Source organism: Trebonia sp., assembly GCF_030042015.1.
In the GTDB taxonomy this organism is placed as follows: Bacteria; Actinomycetota; Actinomycetes; order Streptosporangiales; family Streptosporangiaceae; genus Trebonia.
In genome coordinates, this window is the sequence record NZ_JASIAL010000132.1 from 1 (window position 1) to 17144 (window position 17144).

At 71.0% G+C, this 17144-nt stretch carries 19 protein-coding genes; 8 read left to right on the forward strand and 11 right to left on the reverse strand.

The features are described 5' to 3' along the window. Nucleotides 1-159 precede the first annotated feature (159 nt). Together Q1N79_RS06580 and Q1N79_RS06585 are read right to left on the reverse strand one after the other, a co-directional pair. Nucleotides 160-747 carry a L,D-transpeptidase family protein gene (locus Q1N79_RS06580; protein WP_300605613.1) on the reverse strand — a complete coding sequence of 196 codons (588 nt, stop codon included), beginning with the start codon at nucleotides 745-747 and terminating at the stop codon, nucleotides 160-162. A 668-nt stretch (nucleotides 748-1415) separates the two neighbouring features. Further along, nucleotides 1416-2402, reverse strand: a complete 987-nt coding sequence (locus Q1N79_RS06585) for an ABC transporter ATP-binding protein (protein WP_300605615.1) — start codon at nucleotides 2400-2402, stop codon at nucleotides 1416-1418. Nucleotides 2403-2647: 245 nt separating this feature from the next. Here Q1N79_RS06585 and Q1N79_RS06590 point away from each other — a divergent pair, with 245 nt between their 5' ends. The 3 genes from Q1N79_RS06590 to Q1N79_RS06600 all read left to right on the forward strand — a co-directional run bounded on the left by Q1N79_RS06590 (nucleotide 2648) and on the right by Q1N79_RS06600 (nucleotide 4606). Further along, nucleotides 2648-3271: a hemolysin III family protein gene (locus Q1N79_RS06590; RefSeq protein ID WP_300605617.1), complete on the forward strand. Its 624-nt coding sequence runs from the start codon at nucleotides 2648-2650 to the stop codon at nucleotides 3269-3271. Nucleotides 3272-3284: 13 nt separating this feature from the next. Further along, a complete protein-coding gene (locus Q1N79_RS06595; protein ID WP_300605618.1) occupies nucleotides 3285-3995 on the forward strand; it encodes a transporter substrate-binding domain-containing protein in 711 nt (236 codons plus the stop codon). Nucleotides 3996-4279: 284 nt separating this feature from the next. Further along, nucleotides 4280-4606: a hypothetical protein gene (locus Q1N79_RS06600; RefSeq protein ID WP_300605620.1), complete on the forward strand. Its 327-nt coding sequence runs from the start codon at nucleotides 4280-4282 to the stop codon at nucleotides 4604-4606. Between the two features lie 171 nt (nucleotides 4607-4777). Here Q1N79_RS06600 and Q1N79_RS06605 read toward each other — a convergent pair whose 3' ends face one another. Next, entirely contained in the window at nucleotides 4778-5008 is a 231-nt protein-coding gene (locus Q1N79_RS06605) for a hypothetical protein (protein WP_300605622.1), read from the reverse strand. 191 nt (nucleotides 5009-5199) lie between these two features. On the opposite strand from Q1N79_RS06605, the gene Q1N79_RS06610 reads away from it, so the two are divergent. After that, complete coding sequence (locus Q1N79_RS06610) at nucleotides 5200-5457, forward strand: GntR family transcriptional regulator (protein WP_300605624.1); 258 nt, start codon at nucleotides 5200-5202, stop codon at nucleotides 5455-5457. Nucleotides 5458-5575: 118 nt separating this feature from the next. Beyond that, nucleotides 5576-6127, forward strand: a complete 552-nt coding sequence (locus Q1N79_RS06615) for a hypothetical protein (RefSeq protein WP_300605626.1) — start codon at nucleotides 5576-5578, stop codon at nucleotides 6125-6127. Between the two features lie 21 nt (nucleotides 6128-6148). Here the strand turns inward: Q1N79_RS06615 and Q1N79_RS06620 are convergent, their stop codons facing one another. Then, a complete protein-coding gene (locus Q1N79_RS06620) occupies nucleotides 6149-6880 on the reverse strand; it encodes a hypothetical protein (protein WP_300605628.1) in 732 nt (243 codons plus the stop codon). Between the two features lie 271 nt (nucleotides 6881-7151). Next, the gene (locus Q1N79_RS06625) at nucleotides 7152-7991 is read right to left on the reverse strand and encodes an RNA methyltransferase (protein WP_300605630.1); all 840 of its coding nucleotides are present in this window, start codon (nucleotides 7989-7991) and stop codon (nucleotides 7152-7154) included. A 79-nt stretch (nucleotides 7992-8070) separates the two neighbouring features. Here Q1N79_RS06625 and Q1N79_RS06630 point away from each other — a divergent pair, with 79 nt between their 5' ends. Beyond that, nucleotides 8071-8856 (forward strand): class I SAM-dependent methyltransferase, encoded by a 786-nt coding sequence (locus tag Q1N79_RS06630; protein ID WP_300605631.1) that lies wholly within the window; start codon nucleotides 8071-8073, stop codon nucleotides 8854-8856. A gap of 66 nt (nucleotides 8857-8922) precedes the next feature. On the opposite strand, the gene Q1N79_RS06635 is transcribed toward Q1N79_RS06630, so the two are convergent. From Q1N79_RS06635 to Q1N79_RS06660, 6 genes are all read right to left on the reverse strand, one after another. Further along, nucleotides 8923-10710 carry an MFS transporter gene (locus Q1N79_RS06635; protein WP_300605632.1) on the reverse strand — a complete coding sequence of 596 codons (1788 nt, stop codon included), beginning with the start codon at nucleotides 10708-10710 and terminating at the stop codon, nucleotides 8923-8925. Nucleotides 10711-10870: 160 nt separating this feature from the next. Continuing rightward, nucleotides 10871-11638 (reverse strand): DUF899 family protein, encoded by a 768-nt coding sequence (locus Q1N79_RS06640; protein ID WP_300605634.1) that lies wholly within the window; start codon nucleotides 11636-11638, stop codon nucleotides 10871-10873. A 294-nt stretch (nucleotides 11639-11932) separates the two neighbouring features. Further along, the gene (locus Q1N79_RS06645) at nucleotides 11933-13156 is read right to left on the reverse strand and encodes an ABC transporter permease (protein WP_300605636.1); all 1224 of its coding nucleotides are present in this window, start codon (nucleotides 13154-13156) and stop codon (nucleotides 11933-11935) included. After that, nucleotides 13153-13872: an ABC transporter ATP-binding protein gene (locus tag Q1N79_RS06650; RefSeq protein WP_300605638.1), complete on the reverse strand. Its 720-nt coding sequence runs from the start codon at nucleotides 13870-13872 to the stop codon at nucleotides 13153-13155. The genes Q1N79_RS06645 and Q1N79_RS06650 overlap by 4 nt, the downstream gene beginning before the upstream one ends. After that, entirely contained in the window at nucleotides 13869-14954 is a 1086-nt protein-coding gene (locus Q1N79_RS06655; protein ID WP_300605640.1) for a hypothetical protein, read from the reverse strand. The genes Q1N79_RS06650 and Q1N79_RS06655 overlap by 4 nt, the downstream gene beginning before the upstream one ends. Further along, on the reverse strand, nucleotides 14951-15532 hold the full coding sequence (locus tag Q1N79_RS06660; protein WP_300605641.1) for a hypothetical protein: 582 nt from the start codon (nucleotides 15530-15532) through the stop codon (nucleotides 14951-14953). The genes Q1N79_RS06655 and Q1N79_RS06660 overlap by 4 nt, the downstream gene beginning before the upstream one ends. Nucleotides 15533-15697: 165 nt before the next feature. On the opposite strand from Q1N79_RS06660, the gene Q1N79_RS06665 reads away from it, so the two are divergent. Together Q1N79_RS06665 and Q1N79_RS06670 are read left to right on the forward strand one after the other, a co-directional pair. Next, nucleotides 15698-16360, forward strand: a complete 663-nt coding sequence (locus Q1N79_RS06665) for a response regulator transcription factor (protein WP_300605645.1) — start codon at nucleotides 15698-15700, stop codon at nucleotides 16358-16360. Continuing rightward, nucleotides 16360-17144 (forward strand): HAMP domain-containing protein (locus Q1N79_RS06670; RefSeq protein ID WP_300605643.1); only part of this gene is annotated, 785 nt, incomplete at its 3' end. The genes Q1N79_RS06665 and Q1N79_RS06670, both read left to right, overlap by 1 nt.

Consider the following 17144-nt stretch of genomic DNA (forward strand, 5'->3'; position numbering starts at 1 on the left):
GCACGACGGGGCTTACGACCCAGAAGGTGAGACCGGCTGCGGGAGCGAAGAAACGGCGGTCCCTGCACGCCGGGAGAAATGGCGGGAAAGCAGAAAAGAAAGACGGGCTGCGCGGGCACTGGGGGGCCCTGGGGCCCTGCCGCATTGCGCTTACCGCTGTCAGCCCCGGATGTACACCGGCGTGCCCGGCGTCGGGACCAGGGTGTAGAAGAACTCGGCGATGTCCATCGGGATGCGCACGCAGCCGTGCGACACCGGCTGCAGCGGCACGTACGTGTCGCCGTGGATCGCGAAGGCGGTGTCGATGAAGAACACAGGGTTGTACATCTCGCCGAGCGGCACCGTGACCCAGCCGGGCATGAACGTGGTGGTGGAGAAATCGCCCGTCGGCGTGATGGCGTAGGCACAGCCGCCGCCGGGCGAGCAGTAGTAGTAGCCGCCGCCGGTCGAGACGTGGCTGATCAGCGCGACCTGGTCGTCGCGGTAGAGGACCAGGACCTCATCCGCCAGGTTGATCTCGATCCGCAGGCTCCCGCCGCCCGGGACGAGCACCGCGGGAAGGCGCGGGTTTGCCAGCGCCTGCCACGTCGCCTGACCCACCTCTCCCGTGGGGGTCAGCCCCTGGACCTCCTGGAACGCCCATACTGCCTCAAGGGTGTCCTGGCCGAACTGGCCGTCTACCTGACCCGGGTAGTAGTCCAGCGCGGCGAGCCGCAGCTGCAGTTCCCTGACGTCGGAGCCGCTCATGCCGAGCGTGAGGACCGGGCTGGACGAAGACGGCGGGGCAGGTGCCGGAGCCGGGGTCTGGACGTGAGTCGGCGCCGGCGCCGGGGAGGCCGGCGCGGAGGGGGAAGCAGAAGTGGCCGACGCGGAAGAACTCGGGACTGGCCTTTGGGCCGATGTGCCGACCGAGCCGCATGAAGCGAGCGCCAGCGCCGGAGTAACCACGGCCACCAGCACCAACAGCCACCACGGGCGTGCCATGATAACCTCCGCACAGCGGCCCGGCTCCCTGGAGGCGCCACCGGCTCAGGCCGCCCACTTCGATACTTCAAGATGGCGCACTTCAGCCGTGAATTGCAGGGCCGAAAGTCGCGGCTGGGCGGCCGTTGGGCCTCCTGCCTGAAGTTCAGCCGCGCCCGCCCGCGCGCCGGTACAGCCACGCGCCGAGCGGCGCGAACACGATGATGATCGCGGCGTACCAGGCGAGCGATTCCCAGATGTAGGTGGCGGCCGGGCCGCCGAGCACGAGCGCCCGACTGCCAGGCCGATCACCGCGTAGACCCAGGACATGGCCAGGCCGAACGCGAGCACCAGGACCAGGCCGGACAGGAAGGGGCCGGCGCCGTTGCGGATCCGGAAGCCGACCGCGAACCCTACCCCGGTCATCAGCGCGACCACGAAGACGTTGCGGGCTAGATCGGCCGGCGTGCGGCCGGCCAGCACCGCGACCCGGGACATCGGCAGCGACCGCAACCGCTCGAGGCAGGCCGGTCTGCAGGTCCGCGGCCAGCCCGATGGCGGTGTTCATGGCGCCGAAGACGGTGACCTGGACGAAGATGCCGGGCATCAGGTAGTCGACGTACGGGAGCCCGGACGGCAGTGTCTTCGCGGCCACCCCGGCGAACACGTACCGGAACAGCACGAGGAACACCAGCGGCTGGATGGTGGAAAATATCAGCAGCCTGGGCGTACGGCGGATGACGTTGAGGTTGAGGTTGCAGCGGCCGGCGGGCCGGCCGCAGCGGAAGCGTCACCACGGTCATGCCGCCCTCGATCACCACGAGCCGGTCAGTCAGCCGGTCCGCCTCCTCCAGGTACTGGGTGGTGAGCACGACGGTGGTCCCGTCGGCGACCAGTTCCCTGATCACCGCCCACAGCTCGTTCCGGCTGGGCAGGTCCAGCCCAGTGGCCGGTTCGTCCAGGAACAGCACCGGCGGCCTGGCCACCAGCGCGGCCGCGACGTCCAGCCGCCGGCGCATCCCGCCCGAGTAGGTCCGGACCGGCCGGGACGCCGCCACCGCCAGGCCGAACCGGGTGAGCAGCTGGTCGGCACAGGGGCGGAACTCGGCCCGGGGCAACTGGGCCAGGCGCCCGATCAGGCGCAGGTTCTCCCGGCCGGTGAGGTGCTCATCGACGGCCGCGCACCGACGGGCCAGCCCGATCTGATGGCGGACCGCGGCGGCATCCCTGACCACTTCCAGCCCGAGCACGGTGGCGGTTCCGTCGTCCGGCCGCAGCAGCGTGGTCAGGATCCTGATCGCGGTGGTCTTGCCTGCACCGTTCGGCCCGAGCAGACCGAACACGGTCCCGGCCGGGACGGCAAACCCGACCCGGTCCAGGGCGGTCACGCTGCCGAAGCGCTTGGTCAGCTGGTCTACCACGATCGCGGTGCCCGCCATGCTCCTGCCTCCGCCTTCGCATCACCCACCGCCGATGATCCGCGGACCGCATGGCTGGTTCCAGGGCCGAATGTCACTCGCCTGGTCGAACCCACCGTATCGTAGGTTAGCGGACCGCCCGGAAGGAGCGCTCCATGAGAAGGGCTGTGGGTAGGGCAGGCGCGGGTGCCGTCGGAACCGGGGATGGCGCGCCCGCACCGCCCGGGCCAGACGATGCGGGCGGCCCGGCGCCCAGGCTCCGGGGCTTGCTGCACGCCGGGGCCTTCCCTGCCGCCGCAGTCGCCGGCGTCGTGCTGGTCGCGCTTGCCCCGACCCCGTCGGCCAGGCTCGCCGCCGCGGTGTACGCCGTCAGCTGCATGGCCCTGTTCGGCGTGTCCGCGGCCTACCACCGGTCACCGCTAGCCAGCAGGCGCAGGCTCCTGCTGGCGCGGTTCGACCACGTGAGCATCCTGCTGGTGATCGCCGGCACCTATACCCCGCTGGCGGTGCTCGCGCTGCACGGCCCGATGCGGCTGAGCGTGCTGGCGATCATCTGGGCCGGGACGGCGGCCGGCGCCCTGGTCCGGCTCATCTGGCGATCCACCTGGCGGCCCGCGCCGCGCTGGCTCATCACGTCGCTGTTCATCGCGCTCGGCTGGGTCGCGATCTTGGTCCTGCCACAGCTCCTGCCGACCGCCGGAGCCCTGGTCCTGGCGCTGGTGCTGGCAGGGGGCATCCTGTACAGCCTCGGTGCCGTCGTCTACACGCTGAAGCGGCCCAACCCGTCACCGCATTGGTTCGGGTTCCACGAGGTCTTCCACGCGTTCACGATCGCGGCTTACCTCACCCAGTACGCCGCCGTGTCGCTCGTCGTGTACCGGACGGCCTGATCCCATGCCGAAGGTGACATCCGAGATCGTCACGGATCTGGCACCAAGCGGTGCGCTGCGGGCCGCGATCAACCTGAACAACCCGGTGCTGGCGCAAGGCACCGCCGCCGAGCCTTCTGGCGTCACGGTCGACCTCGCGCGCGAGATCGCCGCCCGGCTCGACGTCCCGGCCGAGCTGACCTGCTTCGGGGCCGCACGCGACTGCTTCGAGGCGGTGACGACGGGACGGGCGGGCATCTGCTTCCTCGGGATCGAGCCCGCGCGCGAGGCCGAGGTAGCCTTCACTGCCCCGTATGTGCTGATCGAAGGCGTGTACGCGGTACCTGACCGGTCGCCGTTGACCACGGTGGACGACGTCGACAGCCCGGGCGTGCGCATCGGCGTCAAGCACGGGTCCGCCTACGACCTGTTCCTGACCCGCACGCTGCGGCACGCGACCGTGGTACGCGGTGCGGAGGGAACGCTGGAGTTCCTCACCCAGAACCTGGAGGCGGCGGCCGGAGTCAGGGAGCCGGTGACCGAGTTCGTCGCGACGCACCCAGGATTCCGGCTCATCAAGGGGCGGTTCATGCAGATCCGGCAAGCCGTCGGCACGGCGAAGACCAAGCGCCCGCAGACCACGCGGTTCCTGCACGACCTGGTCGAGGAACTGAAGGCAAGCGGTTTCGTCGCCGATTCCCTGCGCCGCTCCGGCCAGTCCGCCGCCGTCGCCCCGCCCGCGTAGCCGAGTTGCCTTCGGCGACTGCGGCGGGAGATTTCGCAGGACAGTCGGCACGGTTCGTTCGGGATAACAGGGGACGGCAGGGCGGACGGCGGGTCAGCGACTCGCGAACGGGCGGACGGGCGGACGGCAGCGGTGCATCGCCGGACCGCTGCCGTCCATGCCGGGGAATTACTTCTTCTTCCCTTTCTTGCTCTTCTTGCTCTTCTTGGCCACCCGTCTCACCCCACTTCCCGACCCAGGCAGGTCAACGAGATGTTGACCAGACGTCAACATATCATTGACCGGTGCCAGTTGTCGACTACGCTGTGATCGTGGCCTCCAAGAGTCCTGTCAAGCGGATCGTTGCCGCACTCGGCGCTCTTGACGTCGCCGGCGGGCCGATCGGCCGGCTCGACGCCGCCCGGCGCCTGCGAGAAGCGGCCGAGCAGCTGGAGGCTGCCCAGGTCGAGGCCGCACGCAAGGCCGGAGCCACGTGGCTGGAGATCGGCGCGTGCTACGGACTCACCAAGCAAGGTGCCCAGCAACGCTTCCGGGCTGCCCGCAACCAGGCCAGCGCCGTTACTTCGCCTACTTCGCCGTCGAGGAGCAAGAAGGCTGAGCCGGCGGCCTGACCGGCAGGCTCCTGCGGGCGCTGGCGGCTGTTCGGGCCGGACGGGCGGCTGTACTGCGTGGGCGAAGACCACGTCGTGGCTTTCGATTTCCTGACGGGAAGCTTCGCCGGTGCCGTCGTGCGGCTCCCCCGGCTCAACGGGCAGGCGCTGGTGCTCGTGCCCTAGCTCCGCTCACGAGCCGGGGTCTGGGTACGGGGCCGCCAGGGCGTTGAGGAGGCCGTGCAGCGTGTAGTTGACGACGACGTGCGAGCCGCCTTCGGTCAGGTTCCGCGCCTCCCATATCCCGTCGGCGCCGAGGCCGATCTTCCACCCCGGGTGGTCGGCAAGGAACTTGCGGAGCCGGGGTACCTGGTCGGGCTGCTCCCCTGGCGAGGACGGAACCAAGCCGCCGTGCGGTCCCATTCATGCCTCCTTCCGTCTTCCGTGCCGCCGCCTGCCCTGCCGCCGCGCGGGTGACTGGAGGCCCCGCGCGGCGGGCAAGTCCACCGTACCAAGCGGGACCATACTGGTCCATACATTTCTATTCATGTCCATAGGCGTTCCTGGGTACCCTCTGGTGAACCATGTTCCACCAGGTCACGCACGATGAGAGAGTGAGCACGCTTAACCCGGATGCGCCCGAACCGCTGTATGAGCAGCTAGCCACGATCCTGCGGGAGAGGATCAGGACCGGCGAGATCCCGCCGCGGCGCGCGCTGCCGAGCAACCGCAGGCTGACGCTGGACTACGGGGTGGCGCGCGGCACCGCGCTGCACGCCGTCGCGATCCTTGTCGAGGAGGGATGGGCCTACTCGGTGCCGGGCCGCGGCGTGTTCAGCGTCGCGGATAACGACCGCCCCGACAGGCGGTGACTCCGGTAGGGCCCACAGGTCAGTGCGCCAAATGGCGGCTGCCGGAACTTAAGCAATATCCGCCGGAGCCTATCCGGGTGCGCTTGTCAAGAGCAGAATGAGGGGCGTGGATTACGGCATGCAGCAGGCGGTCTGCCCCCGTTGCGGCAGCAGCGCGGATGTGCGCACGATCGGTGAATTGTTCGACATGATGAACAGCGCGCGCGACAATGCCATGCAGGCCCGGCAAAGTCGCCAGCAGGGACCGTATCCGGGTCCCGGTCAGGGCTCTGGCCCGGGTTACACGTTTGCCGGAACGGGTTACTCCGATTACGGCCAGAACGACCAGTACCAGCACCGGCAGCAGTACGAAAACGCTCGCGGCGGGGATTTCGGCCAGGACATCGCCAACGACGTGATGGGCTCGGCATTGGGGTTCCTCGGCAAGGCCATCGGCCGGCGGATGCAGCAGGCGATGGAGACCAGGATGACCCAGGCGCAGCAGCACTCGGAGCAGTCAAGGGCCGAGCAGGCCGCCATCGTCGAGCGTCACCCCGACCTGCGCAGCTGCCTGCGCGACAAGGTCGTCTTCCTCGAAGGCGGCAGCCGCGTCGTGCCGGTCAGCGAGATCCGGTCGCCGGTCACGATGGCACAGGCCGACGCGCTCGTGGACAGGCTCCGCGCTCCCTGACCGGGCTGGCGGCTGACGCGCTTACGGCTGGCCCTGCACGGTGACGTTGTACACGGTCACCTGGTAGGTGCCGGTCGAGTCCGGCGGCAAGCTGGTGAACCAGACCAGCACGTACCGCGCGCTCACCGGCGAGGAGAGCGTCAGCGCCACCGTGCCGCCCGCGTCCGACCTGGACGCGACCGTGGACAGGCTGTCCATGTCCGGCGTGTTCCCAACCAGCAGGTGGACGTCCGCGCCGGGCGAGTCGCCCAGCTCGAGCCGGACGCGCTGGATCGACACGGTCTGCCCCATGTCGAGCAGCAGTCCGGTGCCCGACTGCAGCCCGCCGAACTCCGGCGTCGTGTACCACGCGCTTGCCCACCCGGCCGATCCGCCCCCGGGAAGGACGCGCGACGCGACATCGGGATTGTCGCCGTCCGACGTTCCGTCCGGGCCGAACGCCGCCGCGCTTACCACGGTCAGTTCCTGCGGCGCGGGCGTGGGGGCGGACGCGACAGGGCTCGGCGACGCCGGCCGTGTGGGCGGTCTCGCGGTCGCCGTCGGCTTGCCCGCAGCACGCGGGCTGCCTGACGGCCCGGCAGCGCGGGACGAGGCCGCCTTGCTGGTCAGGGCACCGCTGCTTATCAGGTCGTACCCGGCGAGGAGCACGAAGACGGCGACCAGGCCGATCACGACCGCTCGCCACTTCTTGCCGGGCCGGTTCGGGGTGAAGGACGGCAGCGGACTAGTCCCGCGCGTGCCCGTGACGCCCAACGCCTGCCTCCCGCTTGTCCTGACCTGGTTTCCGCGTCACAGCCTGTCGTATGCACGGCTGCCACGTCCAGCGGACGGTGCGTTTCCGAAGGACGAAAAGTAAGCCTGCGCCGCCCCCGTCCGGGGAGGATCGCGGGAACCCGGTTCGGCGCAGTGACGCAGACATTACCTCATGTAGTTGTCGGTTCGCCCCGACTTCCGCCTAACTCATGCGGAAATCACCCGCTCCGGCACTGTTCTAGATTTTTCCGAACGAGCGCGGCCGGCTCTTTCACGGCCCCCGCTGCGCCAGCAGGTGGCAGGCGATCGCCGCGGCGGCCACCACGTTGAGCGAGTCCACGCCCTTCGCGCGCGCCGCCGGGTGCATCGGGATGCGGACCGCCTGGTCGGCCTCGTGCAGCCAGCGCGCGGACAAGCCGTCGCCTTCTGTGCCGAGCAGCAGCGCGGCCTTGTCGCCCAGGGTCGCCTGCGTGATCGGCGCCGCCTGCTCGTCCGGGGTGAGCGCGAGCACCAGGAAGCCGCTGCCGCGCAGCTCGGCCAGGCCGTCGAACCACTGCGTCATCCGGGCGTACGGGATCGCGAACACCGCGCCCATCGAGACCTTGACCGACCGCCGGTACAACGGGTCGGCGCAGCGGGGCGAGAGCAGGACCGCGTCCACCCCGAGCGCGGCGGCGCACCGGAAGATCGCCCCGACGTTGGCGTGGTCGACGAGGTCCTCAAGGACGACGATCCTGCTGCTTGCCTTGAGGAGCGCAGCGACCGGCGGCAGCTCCGTGCGGCACAGCGCGGCGAGCGCGCCGCGATGCACGCGGTAGCCGGTGAGGCGTTCGGCGACCTCGTCGGGGACCACGTACACGGGGGCGTCCCCGGCGCGGCCGCGGACCAGCGCGTCGCGCAGCGCGGGCAGGTCAGCCAGGCGGCCGCGCCCAAGCAGCACCGAACGCACCGGGTATCCCGCGGCGGCGGCGCGCCCGATGACCTTGGTGCCCTCCGCGATGAACAGGCCGTGCTCGGCCTCCAGGCTGGTGCGCAGGCCGACGTCCGTCAGCCGCGTGTAGTCCGCCAGCCTCGGGTCGTCCGGGCTGGCGATCGAGACGGTGCGCGGCACGCTCCCAGTGTGCCGCACGGGCTCGCGCCCGGCGCTCGCTCACCGGCCGGGATGTTAGCGATGGCCGTACGATCGGTGCATGGCGGACGAGGCCGGGGGGCACCCGCAGGTCACCCGGCGGCAGTGGGACGAGCGGCTGTCGGCCTGGTTCGAGCGGTACGCACACCCACGGTGGGCCGCCACCGAGCCGTATTGGGGCATGTGGTGCATTCCCCAGTCCAAGCTGCCGGTCCTGCCGGCTGACCTGGCCGGGGCCACCGCGGTCGAGCTTGGCTGCGGCAGCGCGTACGTCTCGGCCTGGCTGGCCCGCCGCGGCGCCCGGCCGGTCGGAGTGGACGTCTCGGCCAGGCAGCTGGCCACCGCCCGGCGCCTGCAGGCCGAGTTCGCCTTGCGCTTCCCGCTGGTCCAGGGGGACGCCGAGCGGGTACCGCTGGCCGCCGCCTGCGCCGACCTGGTGATCAGCGAGTACGGCGCATCGCTGTGGTGCGACCCCTACCGGTGGATCCCCGAGGCGGCCCGGCTGCTCCGGCCCGGCGGCCGGCTCGTGTTCATGGCCGAGTCCACGCTGGCGCGCATGTGCCTGCCGGAGCAGGGGCCGGCCACCGAACGGCTGGTGCACGACCTGTTCGGGCTGCACCTGGTGATGCGACGCGGCGAGTCGGGTACCGGCTACCGGCAGTTCACGCTGCCGCACGGGGAATTGATCCGGGTCATGGCCGGCTGCGGCCTCGTCGTGGAGGACCTGATCGAGGTGCGGGTGCCTGATCGAGGTACGGGTGCCGCCGGCAGCGACTTCCCTGAATACCCGGATGAGTGGGTCAGGCGCTGGCCCGCCGAGGAGGTCTGGTTCGCCCGCCGCCGCTGATGAGAACGAGCCGCCAGGCCCGTCGGCCGGCCCTGGTCGCTTCCGTGGCTGCTCGCCGGCGGCCGCTCACTGAGACGTCGTGCTGCCGCCTTCTGGCGTCATGGCATTGCGGCCCGGCGCCGCATTCTGGCCGACGCTGACCGCGGGGCGAGCGGCCGCAGTCTCTGGCATGGGGCCGGGACCCGGCTGGGTGCCGGGCTTGCCCCGCAGCCAGGAGGCGGCCGCGGCGATGAGCATCGCGACGATCGCGAAATCGAACGCCTCGTGCAGCCCGCTGGCGAACGGGGCGGAGATCAGGCTCGGGAAGAAGCCGCGCCCGGTCAGGTACACGACCCGCGCGTGGGGCAGGTGGGAGAGCACGCCGGTTGGTCCAAGCAGGCTGGCGATCGGGTTGTAACCGAGGAAGGCGCCGAACACCGTGGCGGTCGGCGGCAGGTGCGCGACCCGAGCCGCAGCCGCTGCGGGCACCCCCTGCGCGGTCAGGCCGCTGGCCAGGGTCGTCGGCAGATGGGATGCCAGGCCGGTGATGATGAGGGTGAAAAAGATGCCGATCGACAGCACCATCGCCGAGTTCTGCGTGGTAGTGGACATCCCGCCACCCTGGCCGCGCTGATCGGCGGGCAGGCTGTTCATGATCGCGGCCCGGTTCGGGGACGCGAACAGGCCCATCGCCAGCCCGTTGGCCAGCAGCAGCACGGCGAACACAGGGTAGGAGAAGTTGACAGGCAGCACCTCCATCAAGCCGAAGGTCAGTGCCGCGAGCAGCATGCCGCCGGTGGCGAACGGCCGGGCGCCGAAACGGTCCGACAGCCAGCCGGAGGCCGGGCCGGCGATCAGGAACCCGGCGGTGAGCGGGAGCATGTAGATCCCGGCCCACAGCGGGGTCTGGCTGAAGCTGTAACCATGGCGCGGCAGCCAGATGCCCTGCAGCCAGATGATCAAGATGAACATCAGCCCGCCGCGCCCGAGGGCGGCCATCAGGCTGGCCAGGTTACCCGCGGTAAACGCCCTGATCCTGAACAGCGGGATCCGGAACATCGGGGCGGGCACCCTGGTCTCGATCCAGGCGAATAGCCCAAGTAGCGCTACCCCGCCGGCCAGGGCGGCGATCACCAGCGGGTTCGTCCAGCCCATCACGTGCCCGCCGTACGGCTCGATGCCGTACACGATCGCTACCAGGACGGCGACCAGCCCGACGGCGAAGGTCAGGTTGCCCAGCCAGTCGATGCGCGCAGGGGTGCGGATGCCGCGGTCCCTGAGGTTGATGTAGCCCCAGATAGTCCCGGCCACGCCGACCGGCACCGACACCCAGAACACCAGCCGCCAGTCCACCGGCGCAAGCACGCCGCCGAGCACCAGGCCGATGAACGACCCGGCGATGGCGGCCACCGCGTTGATGCCAAGCGCGAGGCCGCGCTGGGTGCGCGGGAACGCATCGGTGATAATCGCGCCCGAGTTGGCCATGATCAGCGCGCCGCCGACGCCCTGGAACACCCGCATCACGATCATGTAGACGGCCGCGGCCGGGCCGTGCATCCAGGTGACCGACAGCAGGATCGAGAACACCGTGAAGACGACGTAGCCGATGTTGTACATGCGGACCCGGCCGAACATGTCGCCCAGGCGGCCGAAGCTGACAACCAGCACGGCGGTCACCAGCATGTAACCCATCAGCATCCACAGGAAATAGCTGGTGTTGCCCGGGGTAAGCGGATCCAGCTGGATGCCGCGGAAGATGTCCGGCAGCGAGATCAGCACGATCGACGCGTCGATCGTGGCCATCAGCACCCCGAGCGTGGTGTTGGACAGCACCGACCACTTGCCCCGGTACGGGTCAGCGTCCTGGACCGTCACCAGGCCGCCCTCACCGGTTCCAGTGCGGCCGCTGGCGGCGCTGGCTCGGCACGACCTCTCCCTGGGCACGAAGACACCTGAACACTGTAACAGTTAGGAAAGCTAAGTAACTTACCGGCCTGATCTCGGCCCTTGCGGGGCTGGCGGACGGACGGGGACGTCACGAGGCGCTGACTCCGAGGTCGTCGCAGTGCCCGGCGGCGAGCCGCTCCCACTGCGGAGTGGGGCGCCCGTTGATGCGCCACTGCTCGCCGGTGTTCCGCCAGAACTGAGGCCAGCCGGGCGGGGACTCCTCGAAGGTCTCCTGACGGCCGTACACGGTCATGTCGAGCAGGCCGTACACAGACCCCATGGCCTCCGTGGCCCGGCCGGTGGCCCAGTAGGTCTCGAACACCCTGTCGCCGTCACGCAGGTAGCAGACGATCATGCCGAACCAGCGCCCGGCGAGCAGCGCATCCCTGGAGGGCTCCACTGAGTACCAGGGCATGGGATAACCCATGAACTCGCGGTAGCGGGCACTCTCCTCGTACGGTCCCTCGGAGAAGGTGGCGAACGTGACGTCACGCGAGTGCAGGTAGGACAGGTCGCTGACCTGCCCGTTGCAGAACGTGCACCCGGGGCACTGGTCCCGCGCGGGCTTGCCGGCATGCCACATGTGGTAGTACACGATCAGCTGGCGGCGGCCCTCGAACACCTCTGCCAGCGGGACCTGGCCATGCTCGCCGGTCACCGGGATCGAGGGATCGACCTCGACCATCGGCAGCCGCCGCCGGGCCACGGCGATCGCGTCACCTTCCCTGGTGTGCGCCTTCTCGCGTACCAGCAGGTCGTCCAGCTGCGCCTGCCAGGTGGCCCGGTCGGTCACTTCGGGCATCGCCGCGGCACTGTCGGCCACTGGTCCCCGCTCGTTCCACGACTCAGCACTCATGATCGCCTCCGCGCGGGTGGCAGCGCACGCTGTCCACCTACGGAAAATACAGACGGCGAATGGCAGGCGATCTAATCGCAGCCGAGTGTCAGCACGGCATTGGGAGCAGCAGCTCCGATGCGATATGTCCGGTATGCCGGAATCCGGGAACCGGACATTCCGGACAGGCCGATTATCGGGAAAGAAAAGACCAGTCAGGGGTGGCCTTTTCTTTCCCGTTATCCCGGCCGGGTGCCGGGAAGGCAGCGGGAGGGGCTGGCGTGACAGACGGGAATGGGCCGGGACGGCGGCGGGTCACAAGGACCAGAGCGCTTGGGTGGGGGACAGCCGTGCGGCGCGGATGGCGGGCAGCAGCCCGGCGAGGGCGCCGATGAGGAGGGCGGCGCCGAGGCCGCCGGCCCACGCTTCTGGCGGGATGACGATGGCCCAGCCCTTGGCGTGGGCGTAGGCGGCGGTGGCGGCGGCGCCGGCGATGTCCCCGGCGGCGCCGCCGGCCAGGGCGAGCAGGATGGCCTCGGCCAGGAACTGGGTGCGGATCTGGCCCTTGGTGGCGCCAAGCGCGCGGCGCAGCCCGATTTCCTGGCGGCGTTCAAGCACGGAGATGATCATGATGTTGGCCACGCCGACGGCGCCGACCAGCAGCGCGACCGCGCCCAGGCCGAGGAACAGGGTGTTGAACGCGCCGGCGGCGTCGGCCTGGGCGGTGAGGGCCGCCGAGGGCTGCGAGACGGTGACCTCGTAGGGGTATTGCGGGTTGGCCTGGGCGGCGAGCAGGTTGTCGACCGCGGTGGTGGCGGCCGGGGTGTTGACGGTGCGGACGTAGATCTCCGAGGGGTGCCCGTCCAGGCCGAGATACCGCTCGGCCGCGGGGAAGCCGACCAGGACGGAGGTGTCGATCTGCGGGGCCAGGGTGGCGGGGTTCAGGACGCCCACCAGGTAGAACCACATGCCGCCGACCCAGATCCGCTCCCCTGGCCAGATCCGGTCGATGCCCATCAGCTGGGCGGCCTCGGCGCCGAGCACGGCGACCGGCTCGCCGGCGGTGGCGGCGTTGAGGTAGCGGCCCTGGGCGACCGAGGTGCCGGCCGCGGCGGGCAGGCCCAGGCTGGAGGCGGCCACGGTCAGCCCGTCGGTGTCGATCGACGGGACCAGCGGGCTGCGGTAGACGCTCGCGCCGCCGACCGTGGCGGTGTACTGGACGGCGGTGACGCCGGGCAGCTGGCCGATCATGGCGGGGGCGGCGGCGGGCAGTTCGGCGGGCTGGCCAGTCAAGGTGGTCCCGTTGGTGACGGTGAGCAGGTTGGTGCCCAGCCGGCTGATCTCCGCGAGCAGCCCGGCCTGGGAGGAGCCGGCGAGGCCGAGGACGGCCACGATCGCCGCGGTCCCGATCGCGATGCCCAGTGCCGACAGCGCGGCGCGCGGCTTGCGGGTGCGCAACCCCACGCTGGCGAGACCGGCCAGGTCACCCGGGCGGAGCCGGGCCGGAGCCGGGGCGTCCTGGCCCAGCGCGACCGTCATGATCGTCCCTCCCGCGCCTGCCAGCCGCCGACCGCGGCCGGGCCGGTGTCGGTGACGACGCGGCCGTCGAGCATCTCGATGCGGCGCCGCATCCGGGCGGCGATCGCGTGCTCGTGGGTGACCACGATCACCGTGGTGCCGACGTCGTTGAGCTCTTCGAGCAGGGCCAGGATCGACGCGCCGGCGCCGGAGTCCAGGTTGCCGGTCGGCTCGTCGGCCAGCAGCACCGGCGGGCGGCCGACGATCGCCCGGGCGATCGCCACCCGCTGCCGCTCCCCGCCCGACAGCTGGGTCGGCCGGGCGCCGACCCGGTGGCCCAAGCCGACCCGGTCGAGCGCGGCGACCGCCAGGCGGCGGCGCCCGGCGCGCGGCACGCCCGCGTACAGCAGCCCATCGGCCACATTGGCCAGCACGGTCTGGTGCTCGGCGAGGAAGAACTGCTGGAACACGAAGCCGATCCGGGCCGCCCGCAGCGCGGACACCTGCCGGTCGCTCATCCGGGCCGCGTCCAGGCCGGTGACCCGGACGACCCCGCTGCTTGGCCGGTCCAGGGTGCCCATCAGGTGCAGCAGCGTGCTCTTGCCCGACCCGGATGGGCCAACCACCGCGGCCAGTTCCCCGGCCGCCACCGCCACGCTCACCCGGTCAAGCGCCCGCACCGGCGGCGGCCCCGGGTACTGCTTCGTCACCCGCTCCAGCTCCAGGACGGCGCTCACGTGGCCGGCACCACGACTTGCTCGCCGGGCGTCAGCGTCCCGCTCACCTGCACCATGCCGGAGTTGTCGTCGAAGATCCCGACCCGCACCGGCACCAGCCGCCTGCTGTTGCCGGCGCCGGCCACCACCTCAACGGCATACCCGGCAGGGGACTGCGCCAGCAGCGCTCCAACCGGCACCGCGAGCACCGGACCGGGACTGCTGGCGGTGGTGATGTACACCGTGACCGGTGCCTGGTCCAGGGTCCCGGCCGCCGACGGGTGCCTCAGCGCGACCGTCACCTGGATCGTCGCGTTACCGGCAGGCCCGGACGCCACGGTGCCGACCGAGGAGATCTTCCCTGGCGTGCTCGCGCCGTCCGGCAGCGTGACCGTCACCGGATCCCCCACGGCCACCTGCGTCTCCTGGGCGGTGCTCAGCGGGATCGTCACCACGTGCCGGTCCGACGTCGCCGCCAGCACCGGGCCGACCGCCGGGCCGCCCAGGCTGCCCAGCAGGTCGCTGACCCGGATCGCCTCCGGCTCGAACACCACCGACCCCAGCGGCAGCGACCCGGGCGGGCTGGAAACCCCTAGCGCCGACTCCATCTGCCGCACCCCGTACGCGGTCTCCCAGGAGAAATAATCCCAGCCAAGCGCGCTGACGTCCGGGCTGCTCGCATAGCCGAGCGTCACCAGGTCATGATTGAGCTGGGCCACATCCGCCCCGGTCAGGCCCTCCTCCAGCGTCCGCCAGGCCGGCACCGCCCCGTACAACAGCACCACCGGGGTGCCGTTATCCACCCGGTACAGCACGTGCCCCTGGCCAATCACCTGCCCCGGCCACGGGAGCGAGGTCAGCGTCCCGCCACCCTTCCCTATTACCGTGTACGACTCCGCATACCCCAAGGTCGCGGTCACCGGCGTGGTCGACGACAGGTCCTCCCGCAGCACAGGCTGGGTCGCCGGCGGCGGCGCCCCCTGCCCGCTCCCTGACGAGCCCCGCGACCCGAACGCCCCCGCCGCCCACGCGACCCCCGCCCCTGCCGCGAGCAGCACGGCCGCGAGCACCACCACGACCGCCCGGCGGCGCCGGCCGCTCATGACGCCGACTGGTGCTTTGACTGAATCGACACCCTCGCCCCCGGCGGCAGCAGGTGCTGGCAGGCAGTCGCCGCGGCCAGGTACTGCGGCGAGTTGACGTTGACGGGGGATGCTTCGCTCTGGCCGGGGCTGGGGAAGTTCGGCACGCCGTGGCCGCGCATGCACTGGACGTACTTCAACAGCAGGGGGAGCGCTTGCGCCTGCTGTTGCTGCTCTTGCTGCTCCACCTGCTCCAGCTGTGAGATAGACGGGCCGCCGGGCAGCAGATGCCGGCAATCGCCATAAGCCGCCTGTGCCTGGCTGCTGTTAATGTCGATTGATGACCCCCCGGCGCCCGCAAGTGACCCGTTCGCTGTCAGGGAGTAGCCCCCGGACGCATTGGGATCGGGGAAGTCCGGCACGCCGTGGCCGCGCATGCACTGCGCGAGGGCAAGCACCTGCGCGTAGTCCGGCGCGCTGGCGGAGGGCGCGGCACTGGTGCCGCACGCCGTGGCCAGCACGGCGACGGCTGCCACGACGGCCAGGGCTGCCGCGCGCCGCAGTCCGCGGCCGCGACCGCAGCCGGTGTTGTCATTCATCGCGGGCCTCCCTGTCGGAGCCGAAGTGGTTCGTCGTGTGCTGTTGTACAGAACGGGGGGTGACGGCACGGTAACGGGAAATGTCACCTGGCTGTCACCTGCGGCCTGCGATCCTGGGGAGCAGGCGGCTGGCATAGCGTGGGCGCGGGAGGCGGCGGGCAGGCGATGCGGGTTCTGGTGACCGAGGACGACGAGGTACTGGCCACGGCGGTGGCGGCCGGGCTGCGCCGGGAGGGGATGGCCGTCGACGTGGCCCTGGACGGCGCCGCGGCGATGGAGCGCCTGGCGGTCAACCGGTACGACGTGCTGGTGCTTGACCGCGACCTGCCCGGCGTGCACGGCGACGACGTCTGCCGCTCCCTTGCCGCGGACAGATCGCAAACCAGGGTGCTGATGCTCACCGCGGCCAGGTCGGTCAGGGACCGGGTCGAGGGCCTCGGGCTGGGCGCCGATGACTACCTGCCCAAGCCGTTTGACTTCGCCGAGCTGATCGCCCGCGTCCGGGCGCTTGGCCGGCGCGCCGCCGCCCCGCTGCCCGCCAGCCTCGAGCACGGCGAGCTGAGCCTGGACCCGGCCCGCCGGGTCGCGGTCCGCGCCGGTCGGCGGCTGCCGCTGACCCCCAAGGAGCTGGCCGTGCTTGAGTGCCTGCTCGCCGCGGACGGGCGGCCGGTCTCCGCTGAGGAGCTGCTGGAACGGGTATGGGACGAAGCGGCCGACCCGTTCACCACCACGGTGAAGACCACCATCGGCCGGCTCCGGGCCAAGCTCGGCGACCCGCCGGTAATCCAGACCGTCCGGGAAAGCGGCTACCGCATCGGAGAACCATAATGCGCACTTCCCGCCCGCGGCTGCCCCGCCGCACCGCCCGGCTGCGCCTTACCGTCCTGTACGGCGCGGCGTTCCTGGCCTGCGGCGCGGCCGTGCTCGCCGTCGTCGCCTACCTGCTCTACGGGCCCGCGACGCACCAGCCGTCCGCCAGCCAGCAGGCAACCTCCGGCTCCGCGGTACTCCACGGCAAATTCCTCGCCGCCGACGTCCGCCAGGCGGGTCGCTACGCGATAGTCCCCGTCCCCATCCCCATCGCCGACATCCAGCGAGAAGGTCGCTACGACGTACTCAACATCGCCATGCCCGTCGCCGCGCTCGGCCAGCCTCAGCAGCTCCCTGTCCTGTCCGCCGCTCAGTTTGCCGAGTTGCTTGCCAAGACGCAGCCGCAGGTCAACTACGACAAGCGGGAGATCCTGATCGTCTGCGCGATCGCGCTGGCCGCGATCGTGGCAGCCGCCGGCTCGATCGGCTGGGTCATCGCCGGCCGGGTGCTGCGCCCGCTGCGCACGATCACCGCCGCCGCCCGGCGGATCGCCGCCAGCAGCCTGCACGAGCGGCTGGCCCTGCACGGGCCGGACGACGAGCTCAAGGAACTCGCCGACACGCTCGACAACCTTTTCGCGCGGCTTGAGGCCTCGTTCGACGCCCAGCGGCGGTTCGCCGCCAACGCCTCGCACGAGCTGCGCACGCCGCTGACCAGGGAACGCGCCCTGCTCCAGGTCACCCTCGCCGACCCGGCCAGCACCGCCGGCACCTGGCGGGCGGTCAGCCGGGAGCTGCTCGC